The 23568-nt window shown below is 39.2% G+C and carries 20 protein-coding genes and 3 pseudogenes; 9 read left to right on the forward strand and 14 right to left on the reverse strand.

Translation table 11 applies throughout. The features are described from left to right. Window positions 1-77: 77 nt before the first annotated feature. The 5 genes from guaA to QM374_RS01785 all read left to right on the forward strand — a co-directional run bounded on the left by guaA (window position 78) and on the right by QM374_RS01785 (window position 6410). Window positions 78-1640 (forward strand): glutamine-hydrolyzing GMP synthase, encoded by a 1563-nt coding sequence (guaA, locus tag QM374_RS01765; RefSeq protein WP_004253965.1) that lies wholly within the window; start codon window positions 78-80, stop codon window positions 1638-1640. A gap of 245 nt (window positions 1641-1885) precedes the next feature. After that, a complete protein-coding gene (locus QM374_RS01770) occupies window positions 1886-2659 on the forward strand; it encodes an ABC transporter ATP-binding protein (RefSeq protein WP_004251193.1) in 774 nt (257 codons plus the stop codon). Then, on the forward strand, window positions 2649-4703 hold the full coding sequence (locus QM374_RS01775) for an FtsX-like permease family protein (protein ID WP_414310677.1): 2055 nt from the start codon (window positions 2649-2651) through the stop codon (window positions 4701-4703). Before QM374_RS01770 ends, QM374_RS01775 begins: the two co-directional genes overlap by 11 nt. 32 nt (window positions 4704-4735) lie before the next feature. After that, complete coding sequence (locus QM374_RS01780) at window positions 4736-5419, forward strand: response regulator transcription factor (RefSeq protein WP_414310678.1); 684 nt, start codon at window positions 4736-4738, stop codon at window positions 5417-5419. Further along, window positions 5409-6410, forward strand: coding sequence for a sensor histidine kinase (locus tag QM374_RS01785; RefSeq protein WP_414310679.1), 1002 nt, complete (start codon window positions 5409-5411; stop codon window positions 6408-6410). The genes QM374_RS01780 and QM374_RS01785 overlap by 11 nt, the downstream gene beginning before the upstream one ends. Window positions 6411-6502: 92 nt before the next feature. Here QM374_RS01785 and QM374_RS01790 read toward each other — a convergent pair. From QM374_RS01790 to rpsO, 9 genes and pseudogenes are all read right to left on the reverse strand, one after another. Beyond that, window positions 6503-6571: pseudogene (locus tag QM374_RS01790) on the reverse strand (IS3 family transposase); the annotation flags it as partial. 22 nt (window positions 6572-6593) lie between these two features. After that, window positions 6594-6761: pseudogene (locus QM374_RS01795) on the reverse strand (helix-turn-helix domain-containing protein); the annotation flags it as partial. Beyond that, window positions 6739-6921: a hypothetical protein gene (locus tag QM374_RS01800; protein WP_414310680.1), complete on the reverse strand. Its 183-nt coding sequence runs from the start codon at window positions 6919-6921 to the stop codon at window positions 6739-6741. The pseudogene QM374_RS01795 and the gene QM374_RS01800, both read right to left, overlap by 23 nt. Window positions 6922-7095: 174 nt before the next feature. Beyond that, window positions 7096-8439 (reverse strand): DEAD/DEAH box helicase, encoded by a 1344-nt coding sequence (locus QM374_RS01805; RefSeq protein ID WP_414310681.1) that lies wholly within the window; start codon window positions 8437-8439, stop codon window positions 7096-7098. 156 nt (window positions 8440-8595) lie between these two features. Then, window positions 8596-9291, reverse strand: a complete 696-nt coding sequence (locus QM374_RS01810; protein ID WP_414310682.1) for an alpha/beta hydrolase-fold protein — start codon at window positions 9289-9291, stop codon at window positions 8596-8598. Further along, window positions 9272-10282 (reverse strand): ABC transporter substrate-binding protein, encoded by a 1011-nt coding sequence (locus QM374_RS01815; RefSeq protein ID WP_414310683.1) that lies wholly within the window; start codon window positions 10280-10282, stop codon window positions 9272-9274. The genes QM374_RS01810 and QM374_RS01815 overlap by 20 nt, the downstream gene beginning before the upstream one ends. 22 nt (window positions 10283-10304) lie before the next feature. Continuing rightward, window positions 10305-11060, reverse strand: a complete 756-nt coding sequence (locus tag QM374_RS01820; protein ID WP_414310684.1) for an ABC transporter ATP-binding protein — start codon at window positions 11058-11060, stop codon at window positions 10305-10307. Window position 11061: 1 nt separating this feature from the next. Beyond that, window positions 11062-12108, reverse strand: a complete 1047-nt coding sequence (locus QM374_RS01825; RefSeq protein ID WP_414310685.1) for a FecCD family ABC transporter permease — start codon at window positions 12106-12108, stop codon at window positions 11062-11064. A 593-nt stretch (window positions 12109-12701) separates the two neighbouring features. Further along, window positions 12702-12971 (reverse strand): 30S ribosomal protein S15, encoded by a 270-nt coding sequence (rpsO, locus tag QM374_RS01830; RefSeq protein ID WP_001018251.1) that lies wholly within the window; start codon window positions 12969-12971, stop codon window positions 12702-12704. Between the two features lie 205 nt (window positions 12972-13176). On the opposite strand from rpsO, the gene QM374_RS01835 reads away from it, so the two are divergent. From QM374_RS01835 to thrS, 3 genes and pseudogenes are all read left to right on the forward strand, one after another. Next, the gene (locus QM374_RS01835) at window positions 13177-13551 is read left to right on the forward strand and encodes a hypothetical protein (protein ID WP_315639390.1); all 375 of its coding nucleotides are present in this window, start codon (window positions 13177-13179) and stop codon (window positions 13549-13551) included. A 121-nt stretch (window positions 13552-13672) separates the two neighbouring features. Continuing rightward, window positions 13673-13800, forward strand: a pseudogene (locus QM374_RS01840) (AAA family ATPase); the annotation flags it as partial. Between the two features lie 73 nt (window positions 13801-13873). Further along, complete coding sequence (gene thrS, locus QM374_RS01845) at window positions 13874-15817, forward strand: threonine--tRNA ligase (protein ID WP_315639391.1); 1944 nt, start codon at window positions 13874-13876, stop codon at window positions 15815-15817. A 206-nt stretch (window positions 15818-16023) separates the two neighbouring features. Here the strand turns inward: thrS and QM374_RS01850 are convergent, their stop codons facing one another. The 5 genes from QM374_RS01850 to QM374_RS01870 form a co-directional block, all read right to left on the reverse strand. Beyond that, window positions 16024-17073, reverse strand: a complete 1050-nt coding sequence (locus tag QM374_RS01850) for a DUF389 domain-containing protein (protein ID WP_315639392.1) — start codon at window positions 17071-17073, stop codon at window positions 16024-16026. A 450-nt stretch (window positions 17074-17523) separates the two neighbouring features. Then, window positions 17524-19515, reverse strand: a complete 1992-nt coding sequence (locus QM374_RS01855; RefSeq protein ID WP_414310686.1) for an ABC transporter permease — start codon at window positions 19513-19515, stop codon at window positions 17524-17526. Between the two features lies 1 nt (window position 19516). Next, complete coding sequence (locus QM374_RS01860; RefSeq protein ID WP_070459777.1) at window positions 19517-20275, reverse strand: ABC transporter ATP-binding protein; 759 nt, start codon at window positions 20273-20275, stop codon at window positions 19517-19519. 326 nt (window positions 20276-20601) lie between these two features. Then, complete coding sequence (locus QM374_RS01865; protein WP_414310687.1) at window positions 20602-21576, reverse strand: ATP-binding protein; 975 nt, start codon at window positions 21574-21576, stop codon at window positions 20602-20604. Continuing rightward, window positions 21569-22246: a response regulator transcription factor gene (locus QM374_RS01870; RefSeq protein WP_153225433.1), complete on the reverse strand. Its 678-nt coding sequence runs from the start codon at window positions 22244-22246 to the stop codon at window positions 21569-21571. Before QM374_RS01870 ends, QM374_RS01865 begins: the two co-directional genes overlap by 8 nt. A gap of 95 nt (window positions 22247-22341) precedes the next feature. Between QM374_RS01870 and QM374_RS01875 the strand changes: the two genes are divergently transcribed. Continuing rightward, window positions 22342-23418 carry a DUF2974 domain-containing protein gene (locus QM374_RS01875; protein WP_414310688.1) on the forward strand — a complete coding sequence of 359 codons (1077 nt, stop codon included), beginning with the start codon at window positions 22342-22344 and terminating at the stop codon, window positions 23416-23418. Window positions 23419-23568: the final 150 nt, after the last annotated feature.

Here is a 23568-nt window from a genome sequence, read left to right on the forward strand (position 1 = left end):
GCACTTGTTTGGTTGGTAATTCTAACCCTTTTATGATAGAATATTCAAGAAGATATTTCTTTTAAGAAAGGGAAAAGATGAGCAACATTTCAACTGATTTGCAAGATGTCGAAAAGATCATCGTACTGGACTATGGTAGCCAGTACAACCAACTCATCTCACGTCGTATCCGTGAGATTGGTGTCTTTTCAGAACTAAAAAGTCACAAGATTTCGGCTGACGAAGTCCGTGCTATCAATCCTATCGGGATTGTACTTTCAGGTGGTCCAAACTCTGTTTACGAAGAAGGATCGTTTGATATTGATCCAGAGATTTTTGAACTTGGAATTCCGATTTTGGGAATCTGCTATGGTATGCAGCTATTGACTCACAAGCTTGGTGGTAAGGTTGTTCCTGCAGGCGATGCTGGTAACCGTGAATACGGTCAATCAACATTGACTCACACAGAATCAGCTCTTTTTGCGGGTACTCCAGATGAGCAACTTGTCTTGATGAGCCATGGGGATGCTGTTACAGAAATTCCTGCTGATTTTGTCCGTACTGGAACTTCTGCTGACTGTCCTTACGCATCTATTGAAAATCCAGACAAGAAAATCTATGGTATCCAATTCCACCCTGAAGTTCGCCACTCAGTACACGGTTATGATATCCTCCGTAACTTTGCCTTGAACATCTGTGGTGCCAAAGGCGACTGGACTATGGATAACTTCATCGAGATGCAAATCAAACAAATCCGTGAGAAAGTTGGAGACAAACGTGTTCTCCTCGGACTTTCTGGTGGTGTTGACTCTTCTGTTGTTGGGGTTCTTCTCCAAAAAGCCATCGGGGATCAATTGATCTGTATCTTTGTAGACCACGGTCTTCTCCGTAAAGGTGAAGCTGACCAAGTTATGGATATGCTTGGTGGTAAGTTTGGTTTGAACATTGTCAAAGCAGATGCTGCTAAACGTTTCCTTGATAAATTGGCTGGTGTATCTGATCCTGAACAAAAACGGAAGATTATCGGTAACGAGTTTGTTTATGTCTTTGATGACGAAGCAAGCAAACTAACAGATGTGAAATTCCTTGCTCAAGGAACTCTTTATACTGACGTGATTGAGTCTGGTACGGATACTGCTCAAACTATCAAGTCTCATCACAACGTGGGTGGACTTCCTGAAGATATGCAGTTTGAACTGATCGAGCCACTCAATACTCTTTACAAGGATGAAGTTCGTGCCCTTGGTACTGAACTTGGCATGCCAGACCACATCGTATGGCGCCAACCATTCCCAGGTCCAGGACTTGCTATCCGTGTTATGGGGGAAATCACTGAAGAGAAACTTGAAACAGTTCGCGAATCAGACGCTATCCTTCGTGAAGAAATTGCCAAAGCAGGTCTTGACCGCGATATCTGGCAATATTTCACTGTTAACACTGGCGTTCGTTCAGTAGGTGTTATGGGGGACGGTCGTACTTATGACTATACAATTGCTATCCGTGCCATCACTTCTATCGATGGAATGACAGCTGACTTCGCTAAGATCCCTTGGGAAGTCCTCCAAAAAATCTCTGTGCGCATCGTGAACGAAGTTGACCACGTTAACCGTATCGTCTACGATATCACAAGTAAACCACCTGCAACTGTTGAGTGGGAATAGAGTTTCCTATAAAATAATAAATAATACTGCTGGAGCATGGACTACAGTGGTATTATTTTTTTAATTTCAATATTAGGAAAATTTCTCGACTCTCAACTCCTCTTTTTTAATCCTTGAAACCATGCTATAATATAGTAAGTATAGCTCCAATAACCTAATGATAAAGATTTCTTACATCATCCGTAAGTGTTATTCTACTCTGATTCATATTATAATGAAAGTAACAAAAGATGGAGGTGTTTCACATGGAAACAATTTTACGAGTAGAATCATTAAAAAAGCATTATGGAAAAGAGCCGAATATCACCAAAGCCTTGAACGGTATATCTTTTCAAGTTGTCAAAGGTGAGTTCTTAGGGATTATGGGGAGCAGTGGTTCTGGGAAAACAACCCTTCTTAACTGTCTCGCTACTATCATCAAACCAACTGACGGCTCCATTCAAATGCAAGAAAAAGATTTAGGTCAGTTAAAAGGTAGTCAGTTAGCTGATTATCGTGGCAAGGAAATTGGTTACCTCTTTCAAAATTTTGAGCTTTTGGACAATCTGACAGCCAAAGAAAATATTTTACTCCCCTTGTCTTTGCACAAGGTCGATGCCAACGAAAGCAAGGTTCGGTTAGAATTGCTTTCCCAATATCTAGATATTTCTGAACTTCTGGATAAGTTCCCATCTCAATTATCAGGTGGTCAACGGCAAAGGGTAGCTGCTGCGCGTGCCTTGATTTTAGACCCTAAGATTGTATTTGCAGATGAGCCCACAGGAGCTTTGGATTCAAAAAATGCGACCATTTTGATGCAAAAATTATCCGAAATGAATCAAGTGGAAGAAACCACCATTCTCATGGTGACCCACGATTCAGTCGCTGCCAGCTTTTGCAACCGCATCTTGTTTATCCAAGACGGAAAACTATTCCATGAAATTCGACGCGATTATCCAAGAGAAAGTCAAGAAGATTTTTACCACAGAATACTAAAGGTCATGTCTGCACTGGCTGGAGGTGATGGCAATGTTTTCTAAATTAGTCTCAAGAAATAGCAAGAGGGATCGAAAGAATAATGGCTTGTATTTCAGTTCCATGGTTCTTTCTATTATCTCCTTTTACATCATCCTTTCTTTGTCCCATCAAGATGTGATGATCTTTCTCAAACAAATAGAGAGTGACGCTGTAAATAAACTCTTTAGCATGATTCCCATTCTTTATGTAGCAACCCTCTTTATTCTCTTTTTTCTAGTCTACTTCGCAAGCAGTATGCAGATGGAAAGGAGAAAACATGAATTTGGTGTCTATCTAACGCTAGGGATGCGAAGAAGCAAACTGTTCTTGCTGCTCCTACTCGAGGATTTGAGAAACAGTATCCTTGCTCTTGGAATAGGTCTTCCAATTTCAATCTTGATTTCAGAACTGATTAGCCTAATAACCGCTAAAATTGTTGGGTTAGGGATTATTGAACATCAATTTTCTCTATCTACTACAGCTCTATTCTATACAATCATCGGTTTCCTAGCCGTAAAATTAGCTGTCTTTATTCTTTTAAGTGCAAAAACAGCCAATAAGGAAATCGGAGATCTACTATCCTATTCTCCTTCTGGCATGAAGAAACTACTCCCCAAGGGTGTGTACCTTCTTGCTTCTGTCCTCGGAATTTTGCTTCTAGGAACAGCCTATTACTTGGGGATGAGTGGACGAGCTTGGGAAAATGTCATAACAATGGGCATCACTGTTCTCTTGGGGACTCTAGGAACTATACTACTCTTCTTTGGTATGCGTTTGTTTATAGACTTTTTAGTCAAGCTTGGAAGCAATCGAAAACTCCACACCTATAATTTTAGACAGATTCAGGAATTAGTTATCCAACGCTCAACTATACTGGCTATCTGCTCCCTCTTAATCTTCTCTGCCTTGTGCCTCTTTGGAGCAGGTGTTGCCATTGCAAGTGGCAATTCAGGCAATCAAACCCACGTTTTGGATTATACATTTAGAGATAGCAAGCAGGAAACAGATGAAAATCTTGATATGAATACAGTTAAAAAAGAGCTTGAAGCTGCTGGACTGGCATCACAGTTTTCAAAGATTCTACAAATCAAAGTGGGCAAACCGAAAGAACACGAGTCCGTGTCCTTCGAAGAGATCATCAATGAGTTGAAAAAGCAAAAAGGCAGCAAGAACAAGGAAATTTTGCTCCAAAGATTTAAACAGTCTACTACTTCCCACCTCATACCAGTTTCCGAATACAATGAGCTTAGAAAGGCTGCCAGTCTCCCTCCTCTAGAATTAACAAACAAGGAAGCCTACTTGTATATGGGAAAAGATTTTCTCCAGGATGAGAATCTAGTTAACTCTGTTCTGAAAACAAATCCTCAAATCAAAGTCATGGGAAATGATGTAAAAATGATTGGAGAGGTTCAGTCTTTACCGATTGTTACGGATCGTGAAATAAACATTTCTGTAGCCCTCATAGTCCCAGATGAGACCTTTATGAGCTATACAGATGGTCGGTATTCAAATTATGTTAGTGGTATCTTGGCTCCTGAGCTGGTCAAGGAAAAAGGCCTGATGAAAGCTATCTCAGATACCAATAAAAAGCTGAATCAAAGCCCTCTTGGCTATGAAAGTTATATACAAAATATGGGAAGACAATTATTTTACATTATCTCTGCCAGCTATATCACCATCTATCTGGCTATCATCTTCCTTGTTGTCGCAAATACAATTATCGGCGTTCAGTTTTTGATGGGACAAAGACAATCCTACAGACGATACCAAACCTTAATCCATCTTGGAGCTAATTACGAAACTCTTTGTAAATCGTCAGAAAAGCAAGTCAACTGGTATTTCGGTCTGCCAATAGCCCTTGCACTTCTCAGTAGTAGCTTCGGAGTGAGCTCCCTCCTCACAGGAATAGTACCAGCCAGTGCAAGAATGGCCATGGGGCAGAAATTTATCATAGCCATGCTGATAATACTGCTGTTAGCTGGATTTGAAGTCATCTATATAAGAATTGTAAAGAAAAATAGCAACAAGTACTTGTTGTCATTAATGGAACCCAAAAGAGATGAATAAGGTAGAATAAAATAGGAAAAGGAGGAGCCGATATGAAGCATATTCTGGTTATTGAAGATGAAGCCTTGATTCGAGATGAAATTGTCATTTTGTTAGAGAAAGCGGGTTATCAAGTTGATAAGTTGACTGACTTCAAAGATACAAGTCAGCAAGTATTGCAATACGATACGGATTTAATCATACTAGATTTGAATTTGCCAGGAGAAACAGGTTTCCACATTTGTAAGAATCTCAAGTCCAAACGCTCTGTGCCCATATTGATTCTCACCTCCCGTGAACAACTAAAAGATGAGATTTACGCCCTAAAATTAGGGGCTGACGAGTACTTAACAAAACCTTTCAAGAAAGAAAGATTCTTGGCTCGTATAGAAAACATCTTGAAACGCTATGAAGGTAGACAAAATTTGCTTGAAAAAGATAATTTCCTGCTGGATAGAAATACCTATACTCTTTATATCAACGGACATTCGATTTTACTCCCTAAAAATCAAGGGAAATTGTTAGAAAGCTTATTAGTGGCAACTGATTCAGTCGTCACAAAAGAAGAACTAAGCATGAAACTGTGGAATACAACTGAGTTCATCGATGAAAATGCCCTACAAGTAAACATTGCAAGGCTGAAAAAGATGATGAAACAGGCTGGCATTGCGCTTAAAGTCAAGTCCATCAGAGGTATTGGTTACAAGCTAGAAGAGGTAAGTCCAGATGAAACATAATCTAAAATATCTAGCTAGTTATCTGCCTTGGTTACTTGTTCTCTTAGCATTTGATCTATTTACAGCTATCCTGCTTTGGCTTTCAGATGTGAGAATGTTTCAAGCTCTCGTCCTTCTCTATATTTTAGCCACCGTCCTGCTTTTTTTCATCCTATCATTCTTACTTATAAGAAAAGAAAGAAAAAAATCTGCTGCTTATAAATCCTTCATAGCCAATCCTAAAATCGATACTGAGCTTGAATTATTGAATTTATCAAGTGCCTCAGAGAAAGAAAGCATTGAAAAAATAGCAGATACACTTTATCAAAAGCAGGCTCAAATAGGAAAACTCAACTCATTACTAGCCGAGTACGAGGACTATGTTGAAAAATGGGCGCATGAGATTAAACTTCCTTTATCGCTTCTTTCCCTCCTTTTAGACAATCAAAGTGACCAACTACCTGAGGATACTGCTTTTAAATTGGACTATGTGAAAAATCAAATCCAAGGAAATGTATCACAGATCCTATTCTACTACAGGGTGAAAAGTGAGAAAAATGATTTTCTATTTGAAGACCTTGATCTAGAAGAGTGTATCCAAGATCTTTTAGAGAACTTTGACCCCTTGCTCAAAGAAAAGAATTTTACGATTAAGTTAGAGAACATACAAGGAATCTGCTACACCGATCAACGCAGTTTTGGATTTATCCTGTCTCAAATACTAGCCAACGCCCTTAAATATAGCTCTGACAAACCAGAACTCAAGATTTCTATGTCAAGTGACAAGGGGCGCAAAACCCTGATTATTAGGGATAATGGGTGTGGAGTTAAAGCTTGCGACCTCCCTCATATCTTTGAAAAAGGATTTACAGGTGATTCAGGAGAGACAAGGAAAAAATCAACAGGCATGGGGCTCTATCTTGTCAAACAATTAGCAGATGCTTTAAAAATCGACATCGTAGTAAAATCCGAATGGATGCATGGATTTGAAATCTCTCTTTCTATTTCGTAATTTTTCGATTAAGAAAATTGCCTAGTCATAGAAAGCACATATTTGAGACCAAAAAGGAAAGCTGTACTGACCCCAAAAAGTTGGACAAATAATTATTGAAAGGATTTAGTTCTGCATTGCACAGGGCTAAGTCCTTTTAGTTTGACTTTAATTCGTTTGTTTTTTTAGTTCTGGAGAATACTAACGATTCATCCCTTTCTTGACGATATCTATGCCATAACGGTCAATTAATTTCATCATGTACTTTAGACCAGAAACATCCACACCAAATCTTTTCGAAAGCTGTTTGAAGCTTTGTCCTTGCTTTCTTAGTTCATAAATCTGAACTTTATCCCCATAAGTTAATTTCATAACAAAACACCCCAAAAGTTAGATTTTTCTGTCTAACTTTTGGGGTGCAGTTCATATGAGAGAGAGGAACAAAACTGATACAACTATATAACATATATATCAAATAAGCAAAAACATTTATTTCACCACTCCCAGCAATAAAATCTTTAAAATCTTTCATTTAAGTTCTCCTACAATCTACTTTTAATTTAAGTATATTATAAACTTCAGAAAACTAAAAGAATGTTCAGATTAAATTATCATTTTCCTAATATCATCTACTTATGAATTCCGTCAATCCCTATGTAGAACTATAAAAAACAGTAAAACCAACTTGGTTCTACTGTCCTCATTTTTAAAACGTCTGGCGCTTAGCTTTTCGCTCTGCACGTCCACGAGCACGACCTTCTGCTCGCTTGGCTTTACGACGTTTTTCATCGACAGCCCACTGGATTTTTTTCTTATAACCTGGTTTGACTTTTTTCTTTTTCTTTTTAACCAAGCCAATCATTTCGATGTCCAATTTTTCTTGTTTCTTCTCACGATTGGCACGACGATCGCGGTCATAGGTATCTTGGAATTCTCCGTCTTTAACCATCTTAGGCACAAACTTGATCCCTAATTTCTCTAACTCACGAATATCAGAGTCATCACTAGGCTGGTAAAGGGTAATAGCTGTACCTGGCAAACCATTACGTCCAGTTCGTCCAACACGGTGAATAAAGAAGGACAAGTCTTGTGGAATAGCATCATTGATAACATGGCTGACACCTTCAATATCAATCCCACGCGCAGCCAAGTCAGTCGCAACAATATACTCAAAATCAAGGTTCTTCACCTGATTCATGATACGTTTACGTTCACGAGGTGCAATATCTCCATGAATCTTAGCAACCTTCAAGCCTTGGGCTGTTAAATAGGTATGCAATTCATCTGCACGAGTCTTAGTATTAACAAAAATCATGGCCAAGTATGGTTGCATGACTTGAGTCAATTCATAAATCTGGGCATTCTTGTCACGACCTTTAGTCGAAATCAACCAGTTATCAATGGTATCAGAGATAACAGTCTTGGTCTTGATTTTCTCCATAACTGGATTAGACAAGTATTTTTTCAAGAATGGTTGCAATTTTTGTGGGATAGTCGCTGAAAAGACCATGAACTGCAAGTCTTTCGGAAGACTTCCTGCAATCTTATCAACCGTCTCCAAGAATCCCATATCTAGAGTCATATCAGCTTCATCGACTACAAAGGTCTTAGCCTTGTGAATAGCCAAATCGCCTGATTTTACCAAATCATAGATACGACCTGGTGTTCCAATGACGATATGGGGCTGGTTGCTTGCTAATTTATCAATCTGACGAGCCTTGTCCGTACCACCAACATAGTTAACAACACGAATTTCAACTTCTGAATGTGCTGCAATCTGGCGAGCCGCTTGGTAAATCTGAGTCGCTAATTCACGACTTGGAGCTGTGATAACTGCCTGCACGCTATCGCTTTCTTCATCCAACTGTTGGAAAATTGGAAGCAGGAAAGTATGGGTTTTCCCTGAACCTGTTTTTGATTCACCAACCAAGTCTCGACCAGCCAAGACAATAGGAATCAACTTATCCTGCACCTCGGTAGGAGTCGTAAACTTCAACTCCTCCAAAGCTTCTTCTATATATTTTTTAAATTTAAATTTCGTAAATGACATAATATCCTCGATTCTATCTATCTACTCATTATACCACATTTTGATGCATTTCAGTTAAACTTTCGGTTTGGATAATCACTCCGAAATGTAAAAACATACCCGATTAAAGGCAAGAAAAATACTCTCTGTCCATCCTAAACAAAGAGTATTAGATTTTTACGTAAGCTTCCACTCTTCTCTCAGCCAATCACAAAACTGTTGATAGCGTTGGTCGAGAGCTTCATGATGCCCATATGCATCAAAGGTGGAATATGTTGAGGGAACTGCTTCTGAAATCAGATCATGAAGTTCCCTTGCAAAAACAGGAGCCTTAGACAGACGATTGGAATGATTGGCACCTTCTGTCTGACCATTTTGCAGATAAATCAGGCTTTGGCTCTGTATCAAGTCATGTTCCCTGCAAAAGTCTATAAAGTTTGGATACCAGAAGGAACCACAGATAGAAAAGACACAGGTCGCAGGAAGATGGCTACTATAGAGACTATAAACAGCAGCAAGACCGCCCAGTGAATAGCCACCATAAGCAATCCTACTTTCATCAATCAAGTAATCCTTTTTCAAAGTTGTTAGAATCCCTTGAAAGATCTTTTGATGGTATTGGTCTACCTTCCCACCAAAATCTGAAGCCCCTTCTTTCAAAGAACTAGCTTTCCAAGGTGTAAAGTCATCCAGACGGTTTTCTGGAACCAAACCCACTAAAATCACAGATTGAGACAGGTATGATAAATAATCCAGTTCCCCATCGTTTAAGAGCACAACTGGGTAGGCTTGTTTAGAGTCATAGTTTGAAGGAAGACTGACTCTAACACGAATCCCTTCCCAGTTAAACTCCTTATTTCTTGATAAAGTCATTGATTTTTTCAAGTGAATCAATCACTGCTGGACCGTAGTCCATCAACTCATCATAAGAGATGGTCATGATTTTTTGATTCTTGATTGCTGGGACATTTTCCAAAACAGCATTTGCCTTCATCAAATCCACTGCTTTTTCATCCAATTTTTGATTGCGGTCGCTGGTTACATAGATAATCAACTCTGGATCCATTGATACTAGATTTTCTAAAGTCAAACCAGATGTTCCTGTTGCGACATTTGTGTAACCAAGTTGGTTGAGCAAACTTTCTTGAAGGGCTGACTTGTAGGCACCAAAGGTTTCGTCGTTATAAGCAACCATAATCAAAGCTTTTTTCTTTTCACCCTGTGTTTCTGGATTGGCTTTTTTAACCGCATCGATTTTAGCTTGCAATTGCTCTGCGTATTGGTTTGCCTTGTCTTGGACATTGAAAATGGTACCAAGATTCTTCACATCTTCTACGATATTTCCCAAATCCTGTTGGATATTTGAAAGTGAGGCTTTTTGCGTATAAACAGGGATTTTATTTTCATTCCAAGCACTGATAGTTCCCATTGACTTTTCAGAGAACATCATGTTTCGTCCCATCAAGGCATCTGGTTCATAAGAAAGAACCGTTTCTTGTGAGACTGATTTCTTATCACCAATATGAGGGATGGCTTCAATGGCATCCTTGTATTTACCAGTTACGGCATTATCAGGATTGAGCATGCCGGCAATTTTATCCTTCAAACCAAGTTCAAGTAGGATTTCAGTTGTTGAAAGATTGTTGGTGATGACCTTTTCAGGTGCCTTTTCAAAGACTTGTTCGACTTCATTTCCTTTAGCATCATAAGTTTTGATGGTTACAGGATAGCTGGTTTCTGTACTAGCCTTTTGACTTGTCTCTGTGCTTGATTGTGTGGTAGCTTTTTCTGTTGCACTATTTCCACAAGCTGCTAAAGTTAAGGTAGCTACTGTTAGGAGCAAAATACTAAGTGATTTTTTCATGTTTTGTTTTCCTTTTCATTTTTTATAAATAGTGAATCATGGCTTGCTGGTCTTCCGTCCAAGTAACCTTACTTTGGACACCATAGACAGCCTGCAAAGACTCAGGAGTGATGGTCTCTTTTGGTGTACCTTGGTAAACTATCTCCCCTTCTTTCATCAGATAGAGATAGTCTGAATAGCGACAAGCTAGCTGAATATCATGTAAGACGGCTAACACATTAATCTGGAGATTTTTGACAATGGTTAACAAGTCCAGTTGGTATTTGATATCTAGATGATTGGTCGGTTCGTCTAAGAGCAAGAGTGAAGGTTCTTGAGCTAAGGCGCGTGCTAACAAAACTCGCTGTCTCTCTCCTCCTGATAGAGAAGAGTAAAGGCGATTTCTCTTTTCGAGCATATCTACCTTGGCTAGAGCATCCTCAACCAAGGCAAAGTCTTTTTCTTTTTCCTTTTGTAAGAAAGAGATATGGGGTGTTCTGCCCAGCATAACGATTTCTTCAACCGTACAATCAAATTGGAGTTGATTGAACTGGGTGATGACTGCCATCTGTTTTGCCGTTTCCTTAACGCTCATTTGTTCTATCGGTTTCCCATCAAGGGAAATCAAACCCTGATCAGGCTTTTCTTGTCGATAGAGGAGTTTCAGCAAGCTAGTCTTCCCACTTCCATTGGGTCCCAAAATAGTATGAAATTGCTTGCCCTCCAGTTTGAGCGACACTCCTTTGAGAATTTTTTTATCTCCGATTCCAAAGTGAATATCCTGGCACATTAAGTCCATATCAAACCTTCACCTCCCCTCGTCTACTTCCAACCATGTAGATAAAGAAAGGGGCACCTACTAGGGCCGTGAAAATCCCAATCGGCAGCTCAGCATTTTGAATCAAGACACGAGCAAGAACATCTGCCCAAACAACAAAAAGCGCGCCGAGCAAAGTAGCTATCGGAAAAAGTCTTCTGTAATTTGTCCCCACCAAGCTTCGTGCCAAATGAGGTGTGATGAGACCAACAAAACCAATAATCCCACAAGTCGATACCAAGATTGCTGTCATTATAGCCACAATCGTCACGTAGAGATACCAGTAAAAACGTAGGGGAATCCCTAAGGTCAAAGCCGCCTCATCACCCATCATCATGGCATTAAAAACACGATATTGGGTAGAGAAAAATAAAAAAGCAATTCCCACGATTATAGTTGGCAAGGTTAAGTGAGCCCAGGAAGTCCCCGCTAAAGAACCCATGGTCCAAAACTTGATGGTCATGACACTATCAGCATTAGCGCCAATTGAAATAATAAAGTTTGAAAAAGCCAAAAATAGTGCATTCACAACTGTCCCTGATAAAATCAGGCTTGAAGTTGTCATCCTGCCTTGCATGGAAGCAATCAGAAGGACTGCAACTGTTGCCACAAGCGCTCCAAGGAAAGAGCCGAGACCAATCATGACCTTAAATCCGAGGATGATGCTCAAAGTCGCACCAAAGGTTGCCCCAGCTGAAATTCCTAACACATAGGGTTCTGCGATTGGATTATTGACTGTTGACTGCATAACGCTACCACACATGGAAAGGCCAGCACCAACTATCAAACCAAGAAAAACCCGTGGTAATCTCATATTCCAAACAATCGCAAGTGTAGACTTCGAAAGGTCTCCTATATCCAGAGGGGCTCCCATCTTACTCAAAATAATCCGATAGGTATCACTCAAGCTAATTTGAACTGAACCCATAGAAACAGCCAAAAATAGAGAAACTCCCAAAGCTCCGACCAACAGAGCTAGGAGAAAAACATATCGCAGGTTTTGATGGCTTCCAGAAGATTTGGAAATCATGAAACCCTCCCTTAATAAAATTAAAAATTTAGACAATTTTCATAAATAGTATACCACATTTCCAAATCTGGAACAAGGCTAGAAAGATACAGATAAAAAGACTGTTAAAACTAGGGAGCTGATTGAGCTCAGGCTAAAATCCTAGTGAACCAAAAATCTCCCCCAAGGGAGACATATCTGGTTTGTTTTACCTTATAGTGCTAGGAAACGTAACCGAAGATCATACTTGAGTATATCGATGTAAGGTGAGAAAAATAAAAAAAGCTCTCTGAAGTCAGAGAACTCATTTGAGCTCGGGCTAAAATCCTAGGGAAAAAGATGAAACTCCTTGTGTTCATCGAACACTGTGTCCTTTCCCTATTTTCATACGGATTTTTAACGCCCTTAGCATCATGATTCTTGCTGGATAAAACGTTTATAGACTAGGCGGCAAGCCGAAGATTGTACAAAAATTTTAGTGAAACAAAAAAATCTCCCCGAAGGGAGAAGATCTGGTTTATTTTACCTTACAGTGCTAGGAACCGTAACCGAAGATTATACTTGAGTATATCGAGGTAAGGTGACAACGCAATGTAAGTGGAAAATAAAGCAGATTAACGACGAAGTCCAAGAGAGTTGATCAACTCACGGTAACGGTTAACGTCGTTTTTACGCAAGTATGCAAGCAAGTTACGACGGCGACCGATTTTCTTCATCAATCCACGGTAAGTAGCGTGGTCTTTTTTGTGTTGTTTGATGTGTTCGTTAAGGTGGTTGATTTCCCAAGTAAGGACAGCAACTTGAACCTCTACTGAACCTGTATCACCTTCGTGACGTGCATATTGTGCGATGATTTCATTTTTTTTCTCTTTTGAGATTGCCATGATGTTTCTCCTTTTTATTTGGCTTCATCCGAGTGACAGGTTGGCATGCCTGTAACCAAGAAGAAGTTATTTGTCTTTACGACAATCTCTATTCTACCAATAACTAACTTCTTTGTCAACTGATTTACTATTCTTACCGCAAAAGTGCTATAATAGTTATAGGAAGGATATCTAAGTAGACATCTTGAAAAGAGAGGTGATTACCATGCGTAAATTCCCGCAATATCTCCCCTACTATCTGGTCGTATTTTTCTTTTATTGGCCACTTTATGAGCTGTTATTACGGACTATTACTGAAAACTATATCTTGAAGGAACTCACCATCGGCAACGTTATTATCTTCTCTCCACTGGTGACTTTCATAGCATCACTATTCTACTCTTATCATTTCAAGTTCTCAGTTTGGTGGTTAATTGGAGTTGGCTTGCTCTTTTGCTTTACCATCATTACCTTCGGAGAATTTATCCTTCTCTACTTCCTAGCCTATGAAATCTTTGCCCTCGCAGGTATGGCTATCGGTGCCGCTATTAAGAATCTAGTGCAAAAACTGAAAAGGAAAAAACTTTCACAAAAACCTTGAAAAATCTCACAATCATGCTATAATAATGCATAGAGACAAGTCACTTAGAATCTTTCTTTTAGAGAGTGCGTGGTTGCTGAGAACGCATAGGGAGTCTAAACTGATACTACTCTACTAACTTTTATGCAAACATAAAACGGTGGCCACGTTAGAGCCAATCAGAGGTGTCAACAGTTTTTGTTGTACATAAATGAAGGTGGAACCACGTTGCGACGTCCTTTCGAGGATGTCGCTTTTTGTTTTTCTTGATTTAAGTCTGTAAAAATAGGGAAACACTTCTGCTATAAAAATAATTGATAACTAATAATATAAGGAGAAAACCATGATTAAAATTACTTTCCCAGATGGCGCTGTTCGTGAATTCGAATCTGGCGTTACAACTTTTGAAATTGCTCAATCCATCAGCAATTCTTTGGCTAAAAAAGCCCTTGCTGGTAAATTCAACGGCAAACTCATTGACACAACTCGTGCTATCACCGAAGATGGAAGCATTGAAATCGTGACACCTGATCACGAAGATGCCCTTCCAATCTTGCGTCACTCTGCAGCACACTTATTTGCCCAAGCTGCTCGTCGCCTTTTCCCAGATATTCACTTGGGTGTTGGTCCAGCTATCGAAGATGGTTTCTACTACGATACAGACAACCAAGCAGGTCAAATCTCTAACGAAGACCTTCCTCGTATCGAAGAAGAAATGAAGAAAATCGTGAAAGAAAACTTCCCATCTATTCGTGAGGAAGTGACTAAAGATGAAGCGCGTGAAATTTTCAAAAACGATCCATACAAGTTGGAATTGATTGAAGAACACTCTGAAGATGAAGGTGGTTTGACTATCTACCGTCAAGGTGAATATGTAGACCTTTGCCGTGGCCCACACGTCCCATCAACAGATCGCATCCAAATCTTCCACCTTCTTAACGTAGCTGGTGCTTACTGGCGTGGAAATAGCGACAACGCTATGATGCAACGTATCTACGGTACAGCTTGGTTTGACAAGAAAGACTTGAAGAACTACCTTCAAATGCGTGAAGAAGCTAAAGAACGTGACCACCGTAAACTTGGTAAAGAATTGGATCTCTTTATGATTTCTCAAGAAGTTGGTCAAGGTCTTCCATTCTGGTTGCCAAATGGAGCGACTATTCGTCGTGAATTGGAACGCTACATCGTCGATAAGGAAATCGCTGCTGGTTACCAACACGTCTACACTCCACCAATTGCCTCAGTAGAACTTTACAAGACTTCTGGTCACTGGGATCACTACCGTGAAGATATGTTCCCAACCATGGATATGGGTGATGGTGAAGAATTCGTTCTTCGTCCAATGAACTGTCCTCACCATATCGAGGTCTTTAAACACCATGTTCACTCTTACCGTGAATTGCCAATCCGTATTGCTGAAATCGGTATGATGCACCGTTATGAAAAATCTGGTGCTCTCACAGGGCTTCAACGTGTAAGAGAAATGTCACTTAATGACGGTCACACTTTCGTAACACCTGAACAAATTAAAGATGAATTCCAACGTACACTTCAATTGATTATCGACGTTTACGAAGATTTCAACTTGACTGACTATCGTTTCCGTTTATCATATCGTGACCCTCAAGATACTCACAAGTACTTTGATAATGATGAGATGTGGGAAAATGCTCAACGCATGTTGAAATCAGCTATGGATGACATGGGACTTGACTACTTTGAAGCTGAAGGGGAAGCAGCCTTCTACGGACCAAAATTGGATATCCAAGTTAAGACTGCCCTTGGAAAAGAAGAAACCCTTTCTACTATCCAGCTTGACTTCTTGCTTCCAGAGCGCTTCGACCTTAAATACATCGGAGCTGATGGTGAAGAACACCGTCCAGTTATGATCCACCGTGGTGTTATCTCAACTATGGAACGCTTCACAGCTATCTTGATTGAAAACTACAAGGGTGCCTTCCCTACATGGCTTGCACCTCACCAAGTAACTCTTATCCCAGTTTCTAACGAAAAACACGTGGACTACGCTTGGGAAGTAGCTAAGAAACTTCGTGACCGTGGTGTCCGTGCCGATGTGGATGAACGTAATGAAAAAATGCAGTTCAAGATCCGTGCTTCTCAAACTCAAAAGATTCCTTACCAATTGATCGTTGGTGACAAGGAAATGGAAGAGAAGGCTGTAAACGTTCGCCGTTATGGTCAAAAAGAAACAGAAACCATGCCGGTAGATGCATTTGTAGAATTGATTCTTGCAGATATTGCCAACAAATCACGAGTTGAAAAATAAACGATAAAATCTGGGATAATATTTCCAGCTAGCTAAAAAAGCAACAACTGTTTCAGCTGTTGCTTTTTTATTTAGCCTAAGCTAGTAGTGATTTGTAAAACCACCACAAATGGTATCCTCATCAACGATCCTTTCTATCCACTAACTTTGGGATATAGGATATCCTCCTAAGATTTGCTTCCTCGAGTTAGAAAAGGTCAATATCCTCAATCCTTGTCTGCTTCATTTTCTTTTACGAGATCTTTTTGTGAATCTTTTTCAGAGAGTTTTTGATCGATATACTTATTAATGGTTTCATAAAATTCCTTGGTCATCTCACTATCTAATTTTGTCGAATTATGGACTTGATTGACTTTCAATTGAACAGATTGAATACCGTAAGAGGCTTGTTTTTGGCGGATCGTTTCTAATTCTTCTTCTGAAATCGGCTCTCCAACAACCGTCAAGACTAATTCATTGCTACTTGACTTGTAGACTTGATTAATGACCGTATGATTAGCGAACTCTTTTCCTACAAACTGTTTAATCCCTTCTTTTCGTGCTTGATCTATCGTCAGAGTGACTGCTGAATAGCTGGCTGGAAGAACCAATAATACAATTAAGGATATCAACCCAATTCTCATTTTAATGTTTAGCTCTTTAAATGAACTTAAAGGAGATTTTCTCATCAAAATTCTTGTTCCAACAATGTTGATTAGCATGATAAAGACACAGTTGATCAAGAAAAGATAGAGAGCTCCGAATAAAAATCGTACATTTCCATTAGCTAAACCATAACCTGCAGTACAGATAGGTGGCATCAGAGCTGTTGCAATGGCTACTCCAGGCACGATATTATTTGCTTCTTTTTTCCTTGAACCAATTACACCTGCAATCCCACCAGCAATAGCAATGAGAACATCCCAAATGGTTGGAGATGTTCGTGCAATCAACTCGCTACTTGTATAAGATAAGGGAGAAATCCAGAAATACAGAGTCGAGACAAGCAAACTGACTAATACTTGAGTAAATAAAACCTCTAGAGATTGCTTGATTAAACGCGTATCAAAAATAGCTAAACCGAATCCCAGTCCAACAATCGGTGTCATAAGAGGGGAAATCAGCATGGCTCCAATAATGACAGCTGTTGAATTCATATTTAGACCTATAGAGGCAATAAAAATCGCACACATTAAAATTGCTGTATCTCTTAATCGAACATGAAGATCATCATATAATTTTTCACGGTATTCACGTGTTGAATAGTTTCCGGTCATTGGTTACTCCTTTTATTTCATATAATCTTGTTTCTGCAAAGACGATGGCAGAGAGACTTCTGTCCAATCTTACATATTTTTAATTCTCACCTGTCATTCTTTTGAAAATTATCCTTTAAATATCCATCAGTCCATCCTTAACATTATATCAAAAATTTTACAGCCTTTCTCTGAAGAAATCAAGCAATTTAAGAGATAGAGAAAGGTAGAAATTTTTATTTCCTTATCCGCAGAAGAAAAAACGTTATCTCCTCTGAAAGAAGATAACGTTTTAATGTTTAAACATGATGAGTGTGTTTGGTTTTCCAATTTTGTATCATGCAAATCTCCCAAGGTGTTGTGTTCCCCAAGGTAAACTCGCAAATTATGGCTACTAAGATAGAGTATCCAATATAATCTAGGATTCCTCCGTCAAAATAACGTTCTGACTTTACATTATATCCTTTATTTTTATATTTGAACAATCTTACGATAGCTTCTTGAAGTAATCACAAAGATTAGGACATAAACTAAAGCAAAGATACCACAAATAGAAAGTGTTACACTTAACATCATGGCTGAATCAACAACACCAACGACCTTGAGAATCAGGCTCAACATGTGATAAGCAAAAGCCAGATGAAGAAAGGCAAAGGCCAGAGGTAAGAAGAAAACAGTCAAGACCTGCTTGTTAATGGTTTGCTTGATTTGTTTTTGATCCAAACCAACCTTTTGCAGAATGACAAAGCGTTCACGGTCTTCATAACCTTCTGAAATTTGTTTATAGTAGATAACGAGTACAGTACCTACCATAAAGATGATAGAGAGAAAAATACCGATAAAGAGGACTCCACCAAAGAGAGCGTTCATTTCGACAGTTGACTCACTCGCAATGTTTGCACCGTAAACCATACCATTCTCGTTCTTGAGATTGTGACTGAAATTATTCACATACGCATCGAAATCATCAGATAGCTTTAACTGTTCCTCTTTACTTGCTGTCACATCCATTCCACCATATAGCTGAGTGTATATAGCAGAATCCTGGTATTTATCTAAAAAGTCCTGCAAATTTGAGACAACAAGGTAGTTATAATCTGAGATCAAAAGTACATACTGGTTAGCAACATGGTCTCTGAGGAAATCTTGCTGGATTTCTTGCTTGATAGTATAGTTCTGATTGTTAAGACTGAATGCTTTTTGACCTTTAAGGCCATCGTTCTTAGCGAATAGTCCCACCTCATTATTCGTAAGGTTCAGCTTTTGTCCAGTCATTTTTTCATAATCCTTTTGATCAAAGACTAGGAAAACTGTCTTGGGCATAACACTATTTTGACCTTTTGCAAAGGTGGTTAATTTGGTACCATCTTGACTAGAAAGGCCGAAACTTGCATAGCTAAGAACATCCTTAGTGCTGATTGTTAGGTTCTTTTCCTTGGCATACTGAGTTAAAAGTTGGTCTAAATCCTCAACTTCTACATTTTGTCCTGAAATTGACATATCGTGAGGATACAGGAGTTTTTTAATATTTTCAGAACCATTGTAGATACTGGTTGCTGCCGACATGGTGACCAAAACCATGGTGGAAAGGATGGCAATAGTCGCTAAACCAACCGCATTTTTCTTCATACGAAAGATAAGGTTAGAAACAGAGATGAGATTATTTGGTTGGTAGTAATATCTCTTGTTTTTCTTGAGCATTTTCAAGAAAACTGTAATCCCAGCATTGAACAAGAGATAGGTTCCTAAAATGACCAGTATTACAGCTAAAAAGAAGGTAGAAATAGCTAATAGAGCATTTGTTACGCTTTGAGCTAGATAATAGCCACTACCTAAAGAGAGTAGTCCCAAGATTGTCTGAAACACTAGGAAACGGCCCTTCTTCTCACCTTTTGCTTTCTCACGAGATAGTTGGAGAGCATCCATACGGATAATGCGGATAGCATTTAGGAAGACAATGACTAAAAAGATAAAACCAAATACCAAAAGGATGGAAAGGACTACGGACCATTGGAAGGTTGCGACTAACTCCACCTTCATCTTTGAAAGTTTGAGCAATAAAGCGAAAATCAGATTGTCAAAGAGGGCACCAATCCCAATCCCAGCAGTGACTGTTACTAGACCAAAAATCAGGAGTTCCTTGAAGGTCATACCAATCAAATGTCGCTTTTCTAGTCCCAACATGCCATATATACCCAGTTCTTTGGAACGATTTTTCATGACAAAACTGTTGGCATAAAGGACGATAATAGCAGATGCAAGTGTTACTACGATGAGACCTAGTTGTAGGGTAAATTGAATAGAAGATCCACCCCGCATTTCTACCATTTTAGGATTAAAAGTTAATGAATAAAATAGGTAGCTGATAGTAACTGCAAGGAGAACTGCTAGTGCAAAAGGATAATAGAGTTTGCGGTTTTTGATTAAGTTGGAGATGGCCAACTTATTGGTTAATCGAAACATACTAGTTCACCTCACTTGCCATAACAGTCAAGGTGTCAGAGATTTCTTGGAACATCTGACGATCAGTTTTTTCACCACGGTAGATTTGATTGTAAAGAATGCCGTCCTTGATAAAAAGGACACGTTTCGCACGGCTGGCTGCAGCTGTTGAGTGAGTTACCATGAGAATGGTCTGTCCTTGTTCATTGATCTGATCAAAAATATCAAGGAGGGCTGCAGATGACTTAGAATCTAGAGCTCCTGTTGGCTCATCAGCAAGGAGAATTTCTGGTTCTGTAATGATAGCGCGTGCAACTGCTACCCGTTGTTTTTGTCCCCCAGAGATTTCATAAGGGTACTTCTCTTGCAATTGGTTGATGCCAAGATTTTCAGCCGTCACTACCAATTTTTTCATCATTTCTGTAATAGGCTTTCTAGACAATACCAAAGGGAGTAAGATATTGTCTTTAACAGAAAGCGTATCTAACAAATTGAAGTCTTGGAAGACAAAGCCTAACTTTTCACGACGGAAGCTTGATGCTTCAGTATTTTTAATGGTTGCTGTGTCTGTTCCGTTTAGGAAGACCTGACCACGAGTTGGTTTGTCAAGCATGGCGAGAATATTGAGTAGGGTTGATTTCCCAGAACCAGATTCACCCATAATGGCAACGTAATCGCCCTTTTCTACGGTAAAGTGAATATCTTTTAGAGCTTCTACTTGGTTGCCTTGGAAACGAGTTTTATAAATTTTTTGTACGTGTTTTACATCTAATAGTGTCATGATAATCTCCTTTTTAATATCCCATTAATTGAAACTGAGCCTGCATAATAGCGCAACCGAGCTGAACCCGCTCGATCTCTTTTGGACTTGGTTTACTTGTATGTTTCTTTTGTAAGATTGTTTTCATGGTTTCTCTCCTTTTTCTTTATGCTATAAGTTTACTCCAAATAAAGAGGTCTTGCCATAACATAACCTTACAAAAGAGGTCTGTAATCTTACATTTTTGTAAGATTACAATTTTTTATCTGATTGAAACTTGCTTTCTTACCATAAAAAGGTCTAAAGAAGAGCCTGAAAGGTTTCTTCCAAGCTCTTAGCAATTCTTTTCATTCGATCAGTAGGTTTACTACTGAAAACTTGATACGCACAATCGTACCTTGACCAATTTCAGATTCAATACGGATTTGATGTCCTAATTCTTGGGTGATTTTTTGGGTCAAGTAAAGTCCAAGTCCAGATGACTGCTGGGTCATACGCCCATTATACCCTGAAAATCCACGTTCAAAGACTCGCAATTGATCACTGTTTTTAATGCCAATCCCAGTATCTTTGATGCAAAGTTCTTGATCTTCCATATAGATCTCAATTCCACCTTCAATTGTGTATTTGAGGCTATTTGAAAGGATTTGTTCAATAACTACTAACAGCCATTTTTTATCAGTCACAATGCTTCTATCCAAGTCATGCAGATTAACACTTAAACCTTTCTGGATAAAGAAAATCGCATATTTGCGAATGACTTCCTTGACCAAATCCTCCACATTTTCTTTCTTCAAAACCAGATCATCATGGAAGCTCTCTAAGCGTAGGTATTGGAGAACGAGATTGGTGTAGGAATCAATCTTAAAAATTTCCTGTTCTAGCTGTTGCTTCAATTGGCGATCTTCCACCTCACTCACTAGAAGTTTACTAGCTGAAATGGGTGTTTTTATCTGATGCACCCAGAGAGTATAGTAGTCCACCAAGTCATTATAGCGATTTTCCGCATCTGATTTCTTTTGATAGAGTTCTTCTTCACTTTTCTCTAGTTTTTCAGTTAGTAGTGCCTCCATTGGGGACTTGGCTTCTCTTTTTCCGTAAAACAATTCCTTACGATAGCGTTGCAATTCTATCAAGAAATCATAGACCAAAAACAAAAGTGTCAAAAAGGTAGATAGAAAGAAGAAATAGTTAAAGTAGGGCACTTGGTTATCAAATAAGACCTCAAAGAGAAAAAGTAAACCTGTAAGTAAGAGAATAAACACGAAAAAACGGCTACGCGAACAGATATAAGCTAGAAAATAACTTTTAAAATCAAGCATGTTTCAATCCGTACCCTATTCCTTTCTTGGTTTCGATAAAACCAATCAAACCTTCTTCCTCCAATTTCTTACGTAAGCGGGCGACGTTTACGGACAAGGTATTATCATCGATAAAGAAGTCACTATTCCAGAGCTCCCGCATCAAATCGTCACGCGCTACGATATTTCCCGCATGCTCAAACAAAACACGTAAAATCTGAAATTCATTCTTGGTTAGGCTGATAGCTTTGCCATTGACATGCACATCCATAGACTTGGTATTGAGGATAACTCCAACATACTCTAAGAGACTTTCATCCCGTCCAAACTCATAGGAACGACGCAACAAGCCCTGTACCTTTGCTAAAAGGACCTGCTGGTCAAAAGGCTTGGTCACAAAATCGTCAGCTCCCATATTAATAGCCATCACGATGTCCATAGCCTGGTCTCTTGAAGACAGAAACATAATAGGAACTTTGGAAATCTTGCGAATTTCCTGGCACCAATGATAGCCATTAAAGAGAGGCAAGCCGATATCCATGAGAACCAGGTGAGGCTCAGACTGAACAAATAGAGTTAGAACTTCCATGAAGTCTTCTACCATGACTACCTCAAACCCCCATTCAGAGAGCATTTTCCCAACTTGCTGACGGATGACTGGATCATCTTCTACTAGTAAAATCTTATGCATCTGCTCCTCCTTTTTCTATATTATAGCAAAATTCTCCTCACTACTAGCGAAATTGATGTAAATCTGATAAGATAAAAGTTAAGAAAGGAGTTCCCATGACCAATATTTTCGACTACCTAACTGACGTTCAATACGATTCTTTTTACGATCTTCCCTTAAATGAACTGGATATACTTGCTTTTACAGAGCTGACTTATCTTCCTTTTGATAACTTATTGGAACAGCCTGTCAATCGTCTAAGCGATGTCGCAACCCGTGTTCCTCGTGAGACTAACATGTTGACCAATAAAGAACGTCTTCAACTCCTCGATCAGTTATCCCAGCACAAACGTTTTAAAAATAGCAAACTCTCTAACTTTATTAACGAGATTGATACGGAGCAACAGAAACAGTTCGCTGCTATGACCTATCGTCTGAACCTAGATACTTATCTGATTGTCTTTCGTGGCACAGACGATAGTATTATTGGCTGGAAGGAAGATTTTCATATGACCTATATGAAGGAAATCCCTGCCCAAAAGCATGCTCTTGAATACTTGGAAGATTTCTTTAAACAACATCCAAAACAAAAAGTGATTATAGCTGGGCATTCTAAAGGTGGGAATCTAGCCGTCTATGCTGCTAGTCAAATCCAACCTGAATTGCAGGAAAAAATCTCAGCAGTTTATACCTATGACGCTCCTGGTTTGCAGGCTCATCTGACTGAAACCACTGGTTATCAAGATGTTATTCCAAAAATTCGTCGCTATGTCCCACAGGGATCTGTCATTGGCATGATGCTAGAAGTCCCCGATACACCTATCGTCGTCAAGTCTACAGCTCTCGGAGGAATCGCTCAACACAGTACCTTTAGTTGGCTGACAGAGGGACACCACTTTGTCCAACTAGAGGCCATCAGTAGCGAAAGTCTCCAAATCAAAGACACTCTTAAAGAATGGGTGGACAGTGTGCCCGATGAAGAACTAGAACTCTACTTTGATCTCTTCTTTGGTACCATTCTAGAATCTGGAATCAGCTCCATTAATGAACTGTCTTCTAAAAATGCTATTGACCATGTTCGACAACTTGTTTCTCAAGCTCAGACTCTGGAGCCTGAGCAAGTCGAAATCTTAAAAAACCTGACACAACTCCTACTGGATGCACGCTTCCAAGCCTGGAAAAATCATTTTTAATAACAAGAAAGTCCCTTCCTTTAGAGCCCACTGAAAAAGTCATCCAATAGATGGCTTTTTTGTTATACTAGAGATGAGGTGAAATGATGCTTGATAATCAGTTAACTATGGATGTCAGTCCTTATTCTAGTTTGTATAATATCGTGGTTC

Source organism: Streptococcus infantis, assembly GCF_047465525.1.
Lineage (GTDB): Bacteria > Bacillota > Bacilli > Lactobacillales > Streptococcaceae > Streptococcus > Streptococcus infantis_R.